Here is a 14,609-nt window from a genome sequence, read left to right on the forward strand (position 1 = left end):
CGGGTCGGGCAGTTGTTTCGAAAAGGTTGAGTTGTGTGTCGTGGAGATTGCAGGATATCGATGGGAGCGCTCCCGAATCCCCGATCCCCGCTCCCGGAGGAGTCCTTGTGTTCCAGCGCAGAGGAAGGAAACGCCTGGCCGCGGCGGTTGCCGCCGTGGCTCTGGCGTTGACCGGTGGTCAAGCTTTTCCGGCGGCTGCTCCGGCTGCTCCGGCGGCGGCTTCGGCGGCTTTGCAGGCGACGGCTTTTGAGGCGGCGGCTGCGCCGGGCAGTGACTGGCTGCATGTTGACGGGAATCAGATCGTCGACGCGGCGGGGAACCCGGTGTGGCTGACCGGGGTGAACTGGTTCGGCTTCAACGCGTCGGAGCGTGTCTTCCACGGGCTCTGGTCGGCGAACATCACCGAGATCACCCGGTCGATGGCTCAGCGCGGCATCAACATCGTGCGGGTGCCGATCTCCACTCAGCTGCTGCTGGAGTGGAAAGCCGGCACGTTCGGCACGGTCAACGTCAACACGTACGCGAACCCGGAACTGACCGGCAAGAACAGTCTCCAGATCTTCGACTACTGGCTCGCGCTCTGCGAGCAGTACGGGATCAAGGTCCTGCTGGACGTGCACAGCGCCGAGGCCGACAACTCCGGGCACATCCACCCGGTCTGGTACAAGGGCACGATCACGCCGGAGCTGTACTACCAGGCGTGGGAGTGGGTCACGGCCCGATACAAGGCCAACGACACGATCGTCGCGATGGACCTGAAGAACGAGCCGCACGGGACTCCCGGCACCACGCCGCGCGCCAAGTGGGACAACTCCACCGACGTCGACAACTGGAAGTACACGGCCGAGACCGCGGCGAAGCGGATCCTCGCCATCAACCCCGAGGTTCTCGTGCTGGTCGAGGGGCAGGAGGTCTACCCCCGTGAGGGCGAGACCTGGAGCTCACCGAACACCGACCCCGACCTGTCGCCGAACTACTACTACAACTGGTGGGGTGGCAACCTGCGCGGCGTCCGCGACTACCCGATCAACCTGGGCGCCAACCAGGACCAGCTCGTCTACTCGCCGCATGACTACGGGCCGCTCGTGTTCAACCAGCCCTGGTTCGACAAGCCGTTCGACAAGACCTCGCTGACCAACGACGTGTGGCGGCCGAACTGGCTCTACATCCACGAGAACGACACGGCGCCGCTGCTGATCGGCGAGTGGGGCGGGCGGCTCGGCCAGGACGAGCGGCAGGACCGCTGGATGACCGCGCTGCGCGACCTGATCGTCGAGCACCGGCTGCACCAGACGTTCTGGGTGCTCAACCCGAACTCCGGCGACACCGGCGGCCTGCTGCTCGACGACTGGAAGACGTGGGACGAGCAGAAGTACGCGCTGCTCAAGCCGGCCCTCTGGCAGCAGAGCGGCAAGTTTGTCAGCCTCGACCACGAGGTGGCGCTCGGCGGTGCGGGCAGCACGACCGGGATCAGCCTGAGTGCCGCCTACGGTTCGGCGGACACCGTCGCGCCCAGCGTCCCCGGGCAGCCGGCGTCGTCGTCGATCACCTCAACCGGGGTCACGCTGACCTGGGCCGCGTCCACCGACAACGTGGGCGTGACCTCGTACGACGTGCTGCGCGGCGGTTCAGTCGTCGCGACGGTCTCCGGCACGACCTACAACGCGACCGGGCTGACGGCGAACACGGCGTACTCGTTCACCGTGCGAGCCCGGGACGCGGCCGGCAACGTCTCCGCGGCGTCCACGGCGCGCAGCGTCACCACGGCGGCCAGCGGAGGAGGCGGGGGCGATGGCGGCTGCACCGCCACGTACCGGACGACCAGCTCCTGGTCCGGTGGATTCCAGGCCGAGGTGACGGTACGCAACACGGGCACCGCCGCCGGGACAAGCTGGGTGGTGAACTGGACGTATCCGAGCGGAACCACGGTGGCCTCGCTGTGGAACGGCGTGCAGGGCACGCCGGCGGTGACGGTCCGCAACGCCGACCACAACGGCGCGCTGGCGGGCGGGGCGTCCGCGGCGTTCGGCCTGGTCGGCACGGGCACGGCAGCAACACCAGCGACGGTGAGCTGCACTTTGTCATAACGCTGAGCGGCTCCCATGGGGGCGGCCGGGGGCGACGGCTGCACGGGTAAGGCCGCGCACGGGGGGTGAGCGCAGGTAGAACATTTGCGCCGGGCGGTGAACACACGCAGCACGCTTGTGCGTGCGCTCACCGCCCTTCGCCTCCGGTTGGGTGGTGCTGGTCAGGTGATCGGTGGGGCGAAGGACTTCAACGAGCCCAGGATCAGGTCCAGCCCCAGCTCGAAGGCCCTGTCGGCCCGAGGCCGGCCCTCGCCTGCCGCCTCTATCGCTTTCACCAGGACCGGGGTTCTGGCGTTTGCCGGGTCCCACACCTGATCCGGGGCGGCGATGTCCAGCGCTGACCCGATCACAAAACTGTCCAGCACCGTGATCACATCGAGCAGCTGTGCCGTCGGGACTCCGGCCTCGCTCAACACCGTGGCTATGTCGTCGTACATGTGGACCACGTCCGGTGACGAGACCGTGTGGGCAGTCAGCATCGGGATCAGCCGGGGATGGCGGCCGAAGGCGTCCCGGTACTGCCGCAGCAGCGCACGCAGCGTGTCCATCCAGAAACCCGACGCGAGCAGCGCCGGGTCCTCGGTGAAGATCAGCGCTCGCATCGCTTCGATGATCTCGGTTTTGCCGGCCAGGTGGTTGTAGATCGAGGACGGGCGGACGGCCAGGGCGGCGGCTACCTCGCCGATCGTGAACTCGCCCTTTTTGTCCACCAAGGCCAGGGCTGCGGCGGCGATCTTTTCCACGGAGAGCTTCGGGGTGGCTGGTCTGCCCATCGAGAGTCTCCTCTTGCCGATCCACGGGATAGGACACCATACTAAAACGAATGGCGTTCGTTTAAGGTCGGAGTCATGAGGATGAAGCCCAGCGGCGTGACGGCAAAAGCCGACCCCGACTTGGACCGGCGCAAAGACTGGCTTACCCTCGTCCCGTTCCTGCGCACCCGGCGCCCGGACACTTATGCGGGGTTGGCATGAACAGCATGAACAACAGTGATGACAACGTTGATGTGGTTGTGGTCGGCGCAGGCGTCACCGGCCTGACCGCCGCGGTACGGCTGCACGAAGCCGGCCGGAAAGTCGTCGTCCTGGAGGCCCGCGACCGGGTCGGCGGCCGGCTCTGGACCGAGACCGTCGACGGCGTACGCCTCGAGGTCGGCGGCCAGTGGGTCTCCCCGGACCAGACCGCGTTGCTCGGGATGCTCGACGAACTCGGGCTGGACACCTACGCCCGGCACCGTGAGGGCGAGTCGATCTACATCGGGCGCGACGGGGTGCGGCGCACGTTCCTCGGCGAGGCGTTCCCGGTCAGTGACGCGACGTCGGCCGAGATGGAGCGGCTCACCAAGGAGCTCGACCGGCTGGCCGCGGAGATGGATCCGCTGTCGCCGTGGGAGCACCCGGACGCCGAGCGGCTGGACCGGATGTCGTTCGCGGCGTGGCTCGCCGAGCAGACCGAGGACGAGGAGGCCCGCGACAACATCGGGCTCTACATCGGCCCGGCGATGCTGACGAAGCCCACGCACGCGTTCTCCGCGCTGTCGGCCGTGCTGATGGCGGCGAGTGCCGGTGGTTTCAGCCACCTGGTCGACGCCGACTTCATCCTGGACCGCCGCGTCGTCGGTGGGTTGCAGCAGGTGCCGTTGCGGTTGTTCGAGCGCATCCCGGATCTGGTGCGCCTGTCGACGCCGGTCAGCCGGATCGACTGGTCCGACGACGGTGCGACAGTGCACGCCGGCGGCGAGTCCTGGCAGGCGCGGCACGTCGTGATGGCGGTGCCGCCGACCCTGGTCAACCGGGTGCAGTTCAGCCCCGCACTCCCGCCGGTGCACGCTCAGATGCGCCAGCACCAGTCCTTCGGACTGGTCATCAAACTGCACATCACGTACGCGACGCCGTTCTGGCGCGCTCAAGGCCTTTCGGGTACGGCATTCAGCCCGTACGCGGTCGTCCATGAGGCCTACGACAACAGCAACGAGGACCTGCCGAGCGAGACCCGGGGGACCCTGGTCGGCTTCGTTTCCGACGAGAAGGCGGACGCTCTGCTCGGGTTGAGCGCGAGTGCGCGCCGGGACAAGGTGCTCGCCTCGCTGGCCGGGTATTACGGCACTGAGGCGCTGTCGCCGGTGGCGTATTACGAGAGCCCGTGGATGGCGGACGAGTGGACGGCCGGCGCTTACGCGACGAGCTTCGACATCGGGTCGCTGACGCGGTACGGGAAGCACCTGCGGCAGGACGTCGGCCCGGTCTCGTTCGCCAGCAGTGACATCGCCGGGCTGGGATTCCAGCACGTGGACGGGGCGATCCGGATGGGTTCGTCGATGTCCGAGCGCTTGCTGAGTTCCTGAAATCCGCCGGCTGGGGTGCTGTGCACCCCAGCCGATCACGGTCAGGCGCCCCAGCCGGCCTGGACGCCGCCGATGCGCTCGGCGACGATCTTCTCGGCGTACCCACTGCGCTTGTAGGCCGCGTGCGGGTCCGGGTCGAGGCCCTGCTCGGCGCGGATCTCGGCGAGCAGCGGCCGGACGTCGGAGCTGAATGCGTCCATGAACACGGCGTTCGCGGCCAGGACGTCACCCTGGGCCTGTGCGGCGGCGAGGGCGTCCCCGTCGACGATCAGCGCTTTCGCCGTCGCCTCCTGGATGTTCGTCACCGAGCGGATGATCGCCGGGATCTTCGCCTCGATGTTGTGGCACTGGTCGAGCATGAACGTGATGCCGGACGCCGGGTCGAGCGCGCCGCCGCGGACGATCTCGTACATGATGCGGAACAGCTGGAATGGGTCGGCGGCGCCGGCCATCAGGTCGTCGTCGGCGTAGAACCGCGAGTTGAAGTCGAACGCGCCGAGCTTCGCCTGGCGCAGCAGGAACGCCACGATGAACTCGATGTTCGTGCCCGGCGCGTGGTGGCCGGTATCGATCACCACCTGCGCTTTCGGGCCGAGTTCGAGCGTGTGCGCGTACGCGGTGCCCCAGTCCGGCACGTCGGTGGTGTAGAAAGCCGGCTCGAACAGCTTGTATTCGAGCAGGATCCGCTGGTCGTCGCCGAGCCGGTCGTACACCTCACGCAGCGCCGCGGCGAGCCGGTCCTGGCGGGAGCGGATGTCGTCCTGGCCCGGGTAGTTGGTGCCGTCGGAGAACCACAGCTTCAGGTCCTGCGAGCCGGTCGCGTCCATGACGTCGACGCAGGCCAGGAGGTGGTCGGTGGCCTTCCGGCGCACCCGGGGGTCGGGATTGGTGACGCTGCCGAGCTTGTAGTCGTCGTCCTGGAAGACGTTCGAGTTCACCACGCCGAGCGTGACACCCAGATCCTGTGCGTACGCGGCCAGCTTGCCGAAGTCGTCAACCGCGTCCCACGGGTAGTGCAGCGAGACGGTCGGGGCCACGCCAGTGAAACGATGCACCGTGGCGGCGTCGGCAATCTTTTCGTACGGGTCACGGGGCACACCGGCTTGCGAGAACACCTTGAAACGGGTGCCGGAGTTCGCATAAGCCCAGGAAGGGGTCTCAATCCGCTGGGCTCGCAGCGCGGCGCGCACGTCGGGCATGGTGGTCTCCTCGATCGGCCTGCATGAAACGTTTCATACAGAAAGCTAGCGCCGCTCGTTCGCCCGGTCAAGCGCGGGTCGTTCGGTTACGGGACCACGGTGACCGGCCAGTGGCCGTAGCGCACCAGCTTGACCGCGAGTGAGCCGGCGATCCGGTGCAGCATCTTGGTCGAGCGGCCGACGATGACGGCGTCCGCCTGCAGCTCCTTGGCTACCGCGATGAGTTCGGCGAACGGCTCGCCGGTGCGGACCAGTAGCTCCACCTCGATGCCCAGCTCCGGCCGGAGCTGGGCCAGGGTCGCCCGCAGCTCCTGCTCGATCTCCCCCTGGGCGTCGATGATCGCCGCGTTGCCGCCGCTGTCCGCGAGTGGCAGCAGCGGCGACGGCAGCGACCGCACGAAGACGGCGACCAGCTTGCTGCGCTGCCGCAGCGCCACCCCGACCGCGTACGCGGCAGCACGCTGTGACGACGGCGAACCGTCGACGCCGACCAGGATTGCGCTCACGGGGCTCACGGCGGCGATCATACGGCAACACAGTGATGCCATAGCATGAGGTGATGGCGGAGCTCACGCGACGAACCAGCGGGGTACGGCACGGTGGCCGCAGTGCTCAGGTGGTGGATCGGGTACGGGCCGCGGTGCTGGCCGAGATCACCCGGCTCGGGTTCGCCGGCATCACGATCGACGGGGTGGCGAAGGCTGCCGGCGTCAACCGGACCACGATCTATCGCCGCTGGCCGACGAAGGCCGAGCTGCTCGGGGCGGTCGCCGAGCCGATACTCGCGGAGCTCGGCACCGACCCGGCGACCGGGTCGTTCCGTGGTGACCTGCTCGTGCTGATGCGGCGGCTGCGGGACAGCGCTGCCCGCCCCGAGGGCAGGCTGCTCAGCGATGCCATCCGATCCAGTGCGGCCGAGCTGCAGGACCTTGTCACGCGTGCTTCCGTGCGTACGCTCGGGCCTTTTGAACGGGCCGCTGAGCGTGCCGTCGCCAGGGGCGAGATCGGCGACGCCGCGCGAGCGGCGGTCGCGGCCCACCTGGCGTTCTCCGGGTTGGTCATGTGGGAGCAGGTGCGGGGCGCGCCGGCCGGCGACGCGGACTGCGTGCTGATCCTGGAAACGGTGCTGGGCCCGGCCTGAGGAAGGCCGGGCCCAGCGAACGTCAGTCCAAAAATCAGACCGTGAAGCCGCGGTGGCGGCGGAACAGCTTCTTCAGCATGAAGACGGACTGCGCGATGGTGGCGATGTACAGAATCGGCCAGCCGAGCGAGAGGATCGCGGACTGGATGCCGACGCTCTGCTGGGTCCAGGCGTAGATCGCGCCGCCCATCACGGCGATCAGGACGACCGCCGGCATGATGTACGCCGAACCCTTGCCCTTCTCGGCGTTCGCCTGAGCGGCCCAGTTGTCGTTTTCGGTCTGGGCGAAGAACTGGGTCCACGCCGAGAGGAAGTGGCCCATCCGGATCCACATGTAGAGCTCGGCCGGCAGCGCGAAGAAGGCGTAGAGCAGGTCGGACGCGCTCTTGTCCTTCATCGCCAGGGCGAGACGCAGATTCAGCAGCATCGCGATGACCGGCGGGATCAGCCAGATCGGGTTGAAGACGAAGGCGTCGATCGAGAGCGCCGCCACCAGCAGCAGCAGGAAGCCCAGCCGGCTGGCGAGGTTGAAGATCATCGCGATGTTCTCGTACCACCGCAGCCGCAGGTTCGGGTGCGTCGGCTGGCCCTTGTTGTCACCGCGCTGGCCGGGCCAGAACAGGTCGATGGCGCCGAAGTTCCACTTGACCTGCTGACCGTGCAGGGCGCGCAGGTTCGTCATCGGGCCGACGTAGGCACGGGCGCTGGAGCTGATCTTCGTGCTGTACCCGGCGTCCTTGATCTGCAGGGACAGCTTGCTGTCCTCGACCTCGCTGTCGCGGACCCACGGCGCCTGCTGGTGGTGGCTGACCATCACCTGTTCCAGCGCGCGCAGCCGGAAGAGGCTGCACTGACCGCCCAGCACCGCCATGTTGCGGCCGCGCAGCAGGTTGTCCATGTTGAACGCCGCGAACTGCGCCCGCTGGCCGGCGATCAGGAACCGCGCCATGAGGCCCTTGTACTTACTCTTGTCGATGCTGTAGATCGCGCTGAGCCCGCCGATGCGCGGGTCGTCGGTCATCTCCAGTTCGAGGCGCTCGACGACATCGCGTTCGAGGGTGGTGTCGCCGTCCACACCGAGGATGAAGTCGTAGCCACGGGACAGGAAGTAGCCGTAGTTGAGGGCGCCGACCTTCTTGTCCGGGTTGACGCCCATGTCATGGACATAGACCGTCGTCTCAAATTCCTGACCCTTGACCGTACGCGTATGCGGCCCCTCGAACCGGCGGGCGATCTCCGGGGTGTCGTCGTCGGTGTTGTTGATGATGACGTGGATGACATCCGGCAGGCGGGTCTGTCCGAGGATGCTGTTTAGGACGTCGGCGATCGAGTCCTGCTCGTTGTAACAGGGGATGATGCAGCTGATCGTGGCGTTGCGGGAGCTGGCCGCCGCCGAGGCGATCTCGCCGGACAGCGTCTCGACACTCTCCAGCGCGTTGAGCTGCGGCAGAGCGGGCGGCAGAGCCAGCGGACCGGCTTTGGAGCTGCGGGGGAGCAGGATCTGACGATCCGTGGCCCTCCGCAGGCCGGGACTGTTCTCGGTCATCCGGTGGCACCATCCTTGATCAGCGGCAGAGTCAGGGTGTCGAGCGCGGTGGAGCGGTAGTAGCTGTTCGACTTCGGCGCGGTCTCGACGAGAAGGTCGAGCTGGACCGTCAGCGTGAGCGCCGTTGCCCCGTCCGTCGCCGCCGGCACCGTGACCACCGTGTTATAGGGGTACGGCGGGGTGACCTCGAACTTGCCGCTGTCCTTCACGACCTGGGCGCGCAGGGTTCCGTCGTCCTGCGTCACCAGGAACGTGCTCAGGTACATGCGATGTTTGCTGTCGGTGTCCTCGATGTGCGCGGCCACGTTGATCGTCTTGACCGAACTCGCGGTGTAGAGCTTCGCGTTGTCCGAGGTCCAATACGTCAGCTGGACCGTGAAATCGCCCTGCTTGACGGTGTGCGTCGCCGTGCCGGTGTCGAGCGGCCCGCTGGCGCGGGTCGCCTTGCTGGCGGTGACCTTCACCGTCGGCGAGGCCGACGCCGACGGGCTCGGCTCGTCGGCAGTGGTTCCGCCGAGCAGCGGTTTGCTGCTGCTGGTGATCTCCTGAAGAGTGCCGCAGCCACTGAGGCCGGCTAGGAGCATGGCGGCGGTCATGCCCATTGCCATACTTCGGGGGAGGTGCACTGGGGTTCCTTCGCGTCGGAGTCGGGCGGGAACTTCGGGGGGTCGTGATCAATGTCGGCGATGGCCCCAGCCACTTGAGGATTCGGCCGCTCCCCGGTTTACGGGGTGTCCTGAAACATTCATGGAGTTGTATCGTTCGCTGTGACCGAGAGTGAATCGCCGGCGACGACTGAGCCCGGCGGCAGCCTGCGCAACGAGCTGTACTGGATCATCCCGGGCTCCATCGCCACCCTTGGCCTCGCGCTCTTCCTGCTGCTCAACCGCCGGTGGGGCGCGGACGCGGCAGCGGTTCTGGCGATACCCGTGTCCATCGTCGGTGCCGTCGTGCCCGTCCTCATCCAGAGGGACGTCTTCAAGAGGCAGGTGCCGAAGGGGCCGAGCCGTAAATGGCGTCTGGTCGCCGGTTTCACCACGATCCTGCTCATCGCCACCGCCGTCACCTGGTGGATCCGCCGCGAGGGCGACCCCTTCGACTACATGTCCGGCGAAGTGCGGATCGGCTACGTGGCGTACGAATACAAGGGCTGGCACGCCGAGGACCCGGACGGCGGTGGCCCGGCCGGCTTCGACGTCGACCTGGCCCGGCACCTGGAGGGGAGCTTCCCGGAATCACGCTTCGACTGGGTGGACCTCGGCACACTCGACAACCGGATCGCCGCGTTGCAGGGCGGGTGGTACCTGCCCGACAACAAAGCCGAGCAGGAACCGGTCAAGCTGGTCATCGCCAACTTCTCGATCTCGCAGCCGCGCCGGGAAGAGATCGACTTCGCGGGGCCGTACTTCGTCGACACGCAGGCGTTCCTCAGCCGGGACGCCGCCGGAAGCATCACCGAGATCCCGCGCGGCCGGGTCTGTGCCGTAACCGGGTCACGCAGCGCCGAGAAGCTGGCCCAGATCGGCTGGAAACCGGTTCTTCAGCTCTCCCTCGCGGCGTGCGTCAGCGAATTCCGGTCAGGCAGGGTCGACGCGGTCTCCGACGACCGTTCGCTGATCGCCGGGTACGCGACGGACCTCGGCCTCGAGCCGCCGCGCCGGCTGAACTACGGGTCCGAGAGATACGGCGTCGGCATCCCGAACAACATGCCGAGACTCTGCGCCGAGCTCAGCCGGTTGATCAATGAATTCCTGGAGTACAGCTGGTCGAACTCCTTCAAGGAGAACCTGAACGAGATCGGGCTGCAGGAGAAGGATTACGTCCGTCCCCCGTCGGCGGATCCGTGCGAGCCCGCGGCGCCCTGGTACAAGGACTGAGTCACCGTCTGCTCGGGGTGGAAGCGGACGACACGGCCCGCATCGCCGAACTCGACGCGGGCAGTGCCCGACAGTTGGAGTGTGCTGCCCGTGCCGAAACCGGGGAACAACAGCGCCGCCTCGTCGCTGACCGCGAGATTGCCGAGGCTGTTGAACAGGTTGTTACCCGGGAAGTCCGGCCACCACAGGTCGCCGTCCTCGACACCGACGAATCCGGCCGGCCCGCCGCGATGGGACGCGTCCGCGCCGCGCTCCGGGTGCATCGTCCCGAGCAGGAACGTGTCCGCGGCCCGGACCACCGCGATGTCCGCGGCCTCCAGGGCGGTGCCGCGGCGTACGTCACCGCCCGCGTCCGGGGTGACCTGTTGCTGGTGGATGTGCTGCGGGCAGTTGCCGAACGCCTGCTCGACGTCGATCAGCAGCAGGCCTCCGGCGGCGGCCGTCAGCTCGCCGTTGATGCGTACGCGGCGCCGCCGGGCGAAGTCGACAGCCGTCGTGCCGACCTTCTGACCGGCGCTGATGCCGTGCAGCGGATCACCCGGCCGGATCCGGGTGTGCACGGCGAGTTCGGTGCCGGAACGCACGTCGAGGAATCCCGGCGGCCCGGTCAGCGCGGACGTCCACAGCCGGCCGGTCGCGTCGCGGCCGGTCACGGCCATGAAGGTCTGCCCGGCGAGGAACCGGGCCACACCGGCGGACAGTTCGGCGGGTTCCAGCATGGGCGCGAGCCGGGCAGCCTCGTGCCGGACGCCGGCCTGCCGCTGCAGGGCGATCTCACCGGCGTGGAAGCCGGCGTCAGCGCGCTGGGAGGTCGTACTCATCGTTGCGCTCCTCGGTCGTCACCGGTCGGGAACCAGTGAACGCCGAGCGCTGCCGATTTATTCTCCGTTCTTGACAGCGACGCCGCCGTACATGAAGACGGCGGCGTCGGCGACGCCCTGGTCGGCCTCGGTGGGATGCCAGCGGTGCACCGCGACCACGCCCGGCTCGACCAGGTCGAAACCGGAGAACAGCGCCTGCACCGCGGCATGGGTACGGGCCACGACCGGCACGCCGTTCTGGTTGTACGTCTTGACGGTGCCCTCGCCGGCCTTGTCGTTCTCGGTGGTCACCACGGACAGCACCAGCGCGCTGCCGGACGGCATCGGCGCCATCAGTTTCCCGATGATCGCGCGGACCTGGTCGTCGTCGATCACGTGCTGCAGCACTGCGATCAGGGTGACGGCGACCGGCTTCGTCAGGTCGAAGCCCTTCGCCACCGCGTCGTCGCCGAGGATGGTCTCCGGTTCGCGGAGATCGGCGTCCAGGTAGGAGATGGTCCCGGTGCCGGCCGGCGTCAGCAGAGCGCGCGCGTGGGTCAGCACCAGCGGATCGTTGTCCACGTAGACGATCGTCGCCTCCGGCGCCACCGACTGCACCACCTCGTGCAGGTTGGGGGAGGTGGGCAGGCCGGTGCCGAGGTCGAGGAACTGCCGGATCCCTCGCTCTGCCAGGTAGGTGACCGCCTTGGCCATGAATCGCCGGTTCGCCCTCATCGAGATCGGCAGCAACGGCGTGTGCTTCAGCGCCGCTTCGGCCGCTCGCCGGTCGGCCTCGAAGTTGTCCTTGCCGCCGAGCAGGTAGTCGTAGATGCGGGCCGAGTGCGGACGGTCGGTCTCAAGATCGCCGGGCGGCATGGGGACTCCTCGGAAACGAACAGCGGGGCCTCAACCTGACATACCAGGCAGACTTCCCGCTACCCCGTGATGAGGACACGTTGATCTTTGGGACGGAACGGACCGTCGGCTCGTGTCTTGAGTGATCAAGGTCGACAATGTGTGCCATGACTGACGATGTACGTGATCGGATCCTTAGGCTGCTGCACGCCGGGCCTGCCACCGTGGCGGGATTGTCCGGGCGGCTCGAGCTGCCGGGCGGGGTCGTCAGCTACCACCTGAAGATGCTCGAACAGGTCGGCCTCGTCCGGGTCGGCGGTTCCCGGGTGGAGCGCGGGGTGTCGATCGCGCGCTATGTGAGCACTGCTGCTGCCGCGGCGCCGCCGCTGCGGGTTCCGGTGCCACTGCCGGGCCTGACCTGGACCGGAACGGGCCGTTTCCCGGTTCCGGTCTGGACAGTGGACGCAAGTGGAACCCCGATCGCCGCGGAGGGCGCGTCGGGCTCGGCGGATGTCGCCGGCGATCTTGGTGTGCCGGTCGCTCAGGGTGTGGTGCAGGCTCACAGCGCACCGGCCGGGGCAGAAGGTGCGTCCGGTTCGGCGGGTCCCGCTCGCTCTGAAGGCGCGCTTTCAGCGTCCGCGTCCGTGCTGGTCGCCGAAACACCGCCGTCCCGGTCGCCGCACTCCCCGGCCCAGGCTTCTTCGGCGACGGCTCCGGCTCAGCGCGTCTCGCCCGAGGATTCACCGCGCCCCGATTACGGCCCGCGCCTCGCTGAGATCCGGCGGATCCCGATGGATGACGCGACGTTCTACGAGTTCGCTACCCGGCTCGAAGCCCTGACGCGCGAGTTCGCCGCCCGGGCCACTGCTGACGCGCCGGCGGCCGAACTGGCGATCGCGCTGTATCGGCCGCCGGGCGAGGCCGCCGCCGGCAACGGTTCCTGACGCGTCAGCGGGCGGTGCGTTCGGTTTCTTTCTGGTAGTCGATGGCGTCGGGGGCGCCGCCGAACTCGTCGGCCATCTCGCCTGCCACGGCGTCGGGGGAGCCGTGCGGGGACTCGGCGGCCATGGTGGCGTCGGCTTCGGCGAGGCGGCGGTGGCCTGTGGTCAGGACGGCCACGCCCAGCAGGACCGCCGCGGCGCCGACCAGGAACGGGACGTGGATGTTCCAGTGGTCGACCATCTTGCCGGCCGCGAACGGGGCGAGGCCGCCGCCGATGAAGCGGACGAAGCCGTACGCGGCGGAGGCGACCGGGCGCTCGACCGGGGCGACCAGCATGACCGCCTGGGTGGTGAGGGTGTTGTTGATGCCGGCCACGATGCCGGACGCGATCACGCAGGCGATGACCGCCCAGCGGACGTCGGCGAACAGGCCGATCAGCAGGATCAGCACGGCGAACGTGGTGAGGGCGCCGTACAGCGAGGGCGCGGTGCCGAACCTGCGCTGCAGCCAGGGCGCGCCGGTGATGGAGAAGAAGGCCAGCAGCAGACCCCAGGCGAAGAAGACGAAGCCGAGCTGAATCGCGCTCAATTCCATCGGGTACGGCGCGTAACCGAGCATCGTGAAGAAGCCCCAGTTGTAGAGCAGCGCCGTGATGCCCATCGTGAGCAGGCTCCGGTGCCGCAGCGCCTTGATCGGGGCGAGCAGCGGGGTGGGCTGCGCGGACTTCGGCGTCGGCTCGACCAGCACAACCGTTGCGATCAGGGCGATCGCCATCAGCACCGATACGCCGAAGAACGGGCCGCGCCAGCTGATGTCGCCGAGCAGGCCGCCGATCAGCGGGCCGGCGGCGATGCCGAGGCCGAGCGCGGCCTCGTAGAGCACGATCGCGCCGGCGAATCCGCCGGTCGCCGACGCGACGATGACGGCGAGCGAGGTGGCGATGAACATGGCGTTGCCGAGTCCCCAGCCGGCCCGGAACCCGACGATGCCGTTGATCGAGCCGGAGAGGCCGGCGAGCGCGGCGAAAACCACGATCAGGGCGAGGCCGCTGATCAGGGTGGCCTTCGCGCCGATCCGGCTGGCGACCCAGCCGGTGAACAGCATCGCCACCGCGGTGACCAGCAGATAACTGGTGAAGAGCAGACTTACCTGGCTGGGTGTGGCGTCCAGCTTCTCGGAGAGCGCGGGAAGGATCGGATCGACGAGGCCGATGCCCATGAAGCTGACGACACAGGCGAATGCGACCGCGTACACGGCTCGTGGTTGTTTGAAGAGCGTGTTGCCGCTCACCGGGCACCTCCGCGAAGGCAAGAAAAGGATCGGGCAGGTGCAACGTTAGATGCATAATGGCGTTATGGAAAATCCAGAGGGTACGAGTCGTGGCTCACAGTTGCTGCCCGTGCTCGGTCAGCTGGTGCGTTTCCTGCGACAGCTCGACAGTCCGGACAATCCGAGCGCGGTCTCCCTCGCCGTGCTGCGCCGCCTCGCGAACGACGGTCCCGGCCGGGTGACCGATCTGGCCCGGCTCGAGCGTGCCTCTCAGCCCGGCATGACCCAGCTGGTCGGCCGGATGGAGAAGAGCGGGCTGGTCCAGCGGGCGCCCGACCCGGCCGACGGCCGTGGTGTGCTCGTGGAGATCACTCAGGAGGGGCGCGACGTGATCGCCCGGACGCACGCCCACTACGTGGCGACGCTCGACGAGCTCTTCGGTCATCTGGGGGCCGAGGACAGTGCGGCCATCGTGCGCGCGATTCCCGCCCTGGAAAGACTTGCGCGGGCCGCCGAGGCGAGTCAGGACTGAGTACCGGGTATTGCCGC

14 protein-coding genes are annotated in these 14,609 nt (G+C 68.1%); 6 read left to right on the top strand and 8 right to left on the bottom strand.

What is annotated here, in order from left to right; translation table 11 throughout:
• Positions 1–107 precede the first annotated feature (107 nt).
• Positions 108–2,087 carry a cellulase family glycosylhydrolase gene (locus B0I29_RS43410; protein ID WP_111655034.1) on the top strand — a complete coding sequence of 660 codons (1,980 nt, stop codon included), beginning with the start codon at positions 108–110 and terminating at the stop codon, positions 2,085–2,087.
• 161 nt (positions 2,088–2,248) lie between these two features.
• Here B0I29_RS43410 and B0I29_RS43415 read toward each other — a convergent pair whose 3' ends face one another.
• The gene (locus B0I29_RS43415) at positions 2,249–2,860 is read right to left on the bottom strand and encodes a TetR/AcrR family transcriptional regulator (protein WP_111655035.1); all 612 of its coding nucleotides are present in this window, start codon (positions 2,858–2,860) and stop codon (positions 2,249–2,251) included.
• Positions 2,861–3,066: 206 nt separating this feature from the next.
• On the opposite strand from B0I29_RS43415, the gene B0I29_RS43420 reads away from it, so the two are divergent.
• The gene (locus B0I29_RS43420) at positions 3,067–4,431 is read left to right on the top strand and encodes a flavin monoamine oxidase family protein (RefSeq protein WP_111655036.1); all 1,365 of its coding nucleotides are present in this window, start codon (positions 3,067–3,069) and stop codon (positions 4,429–4,431) included.
• A gap of 41 nt (positions 4,432–4,472) precedes the next feature.
• On the opposite strand, the gene rhaI is transcribed toward B0I29_RS43420, so the two are convergent.
• Together rhaI and B0I29_RS43430 are read right to left on the bottom strand one after the other, a co-directional pair.
• A complete protein-coding gene (gene rhaI / locus B0I29_RS43425) occupies positions 4,473–5,630 on the bottom strand; it encodes an L-rhamnose isomerase (RefSeq protein WP_111655037.1) in 1,158 nt (385 codons plus the stop codon).
• Positions 5,631–5,716: 86 nt separating this feature from the next.
• On the bottom strand, positions 5,717–6,145 hold the full coding sequence (locus tag B0I29_RS43430; protein WP_245973197.1) for a universal stress protein: 429 nt from the start codon (positions 6,143–6,145) through the stop codon (positions 5,717–5,719).
• A 44-nt stretch (positions 6,146–6,189) separates the two neighbouring features.
• Between B0I29_RS43430 and B0I29_RS43435 the strand changes: the two genes are divergently transcribed.
• Positions 6,190–6,771, top strand: coding sequence for a TetR/AcrR family transcriptional regulator (locus B0I29_RS43435; protein ID WP_111655039.1), 582 nt, complete (start codon positions 6,190–6,192; stop codon positions 6,769–6,771).
• Positions 6,772–6,805: 34 nt separating this feature from the next.
• Here the strand turns inward: B0I29_RS43435 and B0I29_RS43440 are convergent, their stop codons facing one another.
• Entirely contained in the window at positions 6,806–8,317 is a 1,512-nt protein-coding gene (locus tag B0I29_RS43440; RefSeq protein WP_111655040.1) for a glycosyltransferase family 2 protein, read from the bottom strand.
• Positions 8,314–8,913, bottom strand: coding sequence for a hypothetical protein (locus tag B0I29_RS43445; RefSeq protein ID WP_111655076.1), 600 nt, complete (start codon positions 8,911–8,913; stop codon positions 8,314–8,316). The genes B0I29_RS43440 and B0I29_RS43445 overlap by 4 nt, the downstream gene beginning before the upstream one ends.
• Positions 8,914–9,084: 171 nt before the next feature.
• Here B0I29_RS43445 and B0I29_RS43450 point away from each other — a divergent pair, with 171 nt between their 5' ends.
• Positions 9,085–10,194, top strand: a complete 1,110-nt coding sequence (locus B0I29_RS43450) for a transporter substrate-binding domain-containing protein (RefSeq protein WP_111655041.1) — start codon at positions 9,085–9,087, stop codon at positions 10,192–10,194.
• Here B0I29_RS43450 and B0I29_RS43455 read toward each other — a convergent pair.
• Complete coding sequence (locus B0I29_RS43455) at positions 10,134–11,015, bottom strand: pyridoxamine 5'-phosphate oxidase family protein (protein WP_111655042.1); 882 nt, start codon at positions 11,013–11,015, stop codon at positions 10,134–10,136. The genes B0I29_RS43450 and B0I29_RS43455 overlap by 61 nt on opposite strands.
• Positions 11,016–11,072: 57 nt before the next feature.
• The gene (locus B0I29_RS43460; RefSeq protein ID WP_111655043.1) at positions 11,073–11,870 is read right to left on the bottom strand and encodes an SAM-dependent methyltransferase; all 798 of its coding nucleotides are present in this window, start codon (positions 11,868–11,870) and stop codon (positions 11,073–11,075) included.
• Between the two features lie 146 nt (positions 11,871–12,016).
• On the opposite strand from B0I29_RS43460, the gene B0I29_RS43465 reads away from it, so the two are divergent.
• Positions 12,017–12,793: a winged helix-turn-helix domain-containing protein gene (locus B0I29_RS43465; protein WP_181558278.1), complete on the top strand. Its 777-nt coding sequence runs from the start codon at positions 12,017–12,019 to the stop codon at positions 12,791–12,793.
• A 4-nt stretch (positions 12,794–12,797) separates the two neighbouring features.
• On the opposite strand, the gene B0I29_RS43470 is transcribed toward B0I29_RS43465, so the two are convergent.
• Positions 12,798–14,081, bottom strand: coding sequence for an MFS transporter (locus tag B0I29_RS43470; protein WP_111655045.1), 1,284 nt, complete (start codon positions 14,079–14,081; stop codon positions 12,798–12,800).
• Positions 14,082–14,145: 64 nt separating this feature from the next.
• Here B0I29_RS43470 and B0I29_RS43475 point away from each other — a divergent pair, with 64 nt between their 5' ends.
• Positions 14,146–14,592, top strand: coding sequence for a MarR family winged helix-turn-helix transcriptional regulator (locus B0I29_RS43475; protein WP_111655046.1), 447 nt, complete (start codon positions 14,146–14,148; stop codon positions 14,590–14,592).
• The last annotated feature ends 17 nt before the right edge of the window (positions 14,593–14,609 follow it).

The organism is Actinoplanes lutulentus (genome assembly GCF_003259845.1).
GTDB classification, from domain to species: Bacteria; Actinomycetota; Actinomycetes; order Mycobacteriales; family Micromonosporaceae; genus Actinoplanes; species Actinoplanes lutulentus.

Bases quoted from the DNA above. Each gene is read 5' to 3' on its own strand.
- B0I29_RS43415 (WP_111655035.1), bottom strand. From the start codon at position 2,860: ATGGGCAGACCAGCCACCCCGAAGCTCTCCGTGGAAAAGATCGCCGCC.
- B0I29_RS43420 (WP_111655036.1), top strand. From the start codon at position 3,067: ATGAACAACAGTGATGACAACGTTGATGTGGTTGTGGTCGGCGCAGGC.
- rhaI (WP_111655037.1), bottom strand. From the start codon at position 5,630: ATGCCCGACGTGCGCGCCGCGCTGCGAGCCCAGCGGATTGAGACCCCT.
- B0I29_RS43435 (WP_111655039.1), top strand. From the start codon at position 6,190: ATGGCGGAGCTCACGCGACGAACCAGCGGGGTACGGCACGGTGGCCGC.
- B0I29_RS43440 (WP_111655040.1), bottom strand. From the start codon at position 8,317: ATGACCGAGAACAGTCCCGGCCTGCGGAGGGCCACGGATCGTCAGATC.
- B0I29_RS43445 (WP_111655076.1), bottom strand. From the start codon at position 8,913: ATGACCGCCGCCATGCTCCTAGCCGGCCTCAGTGGCTGCGGCACTCTT.
- B0I29_RS43455 (WP_111655042.1), bottom strand. From the start codon at position 11,015: ATGAGTACGACCTCCCAGCGCGCTGACGCCGGCTTCCACGCCGGTGAG.
- B0I29_RS43460 (WP_111655043.1), bottom strand. From the start codon at position 11,870: ATGCCGCCCGGCGATCTTGAGACCGACCGTCCGCACTCGGCCCGCATC.
- B0I29_RS43465 (WP_181558278.1), top strand. From the start codon at position 12,017: ATGACTGACGATGTACGTGATCGGATCCTTAGGCTGCTGCACGCCGGG.
- B0I29_RS43475 (WP_111655046.1), top strand. From the start codon at position 14,146: ATGGAAAATCCAGAGGGTACGAGTCGTGGCTCACAGTTGCTGCCCGTG.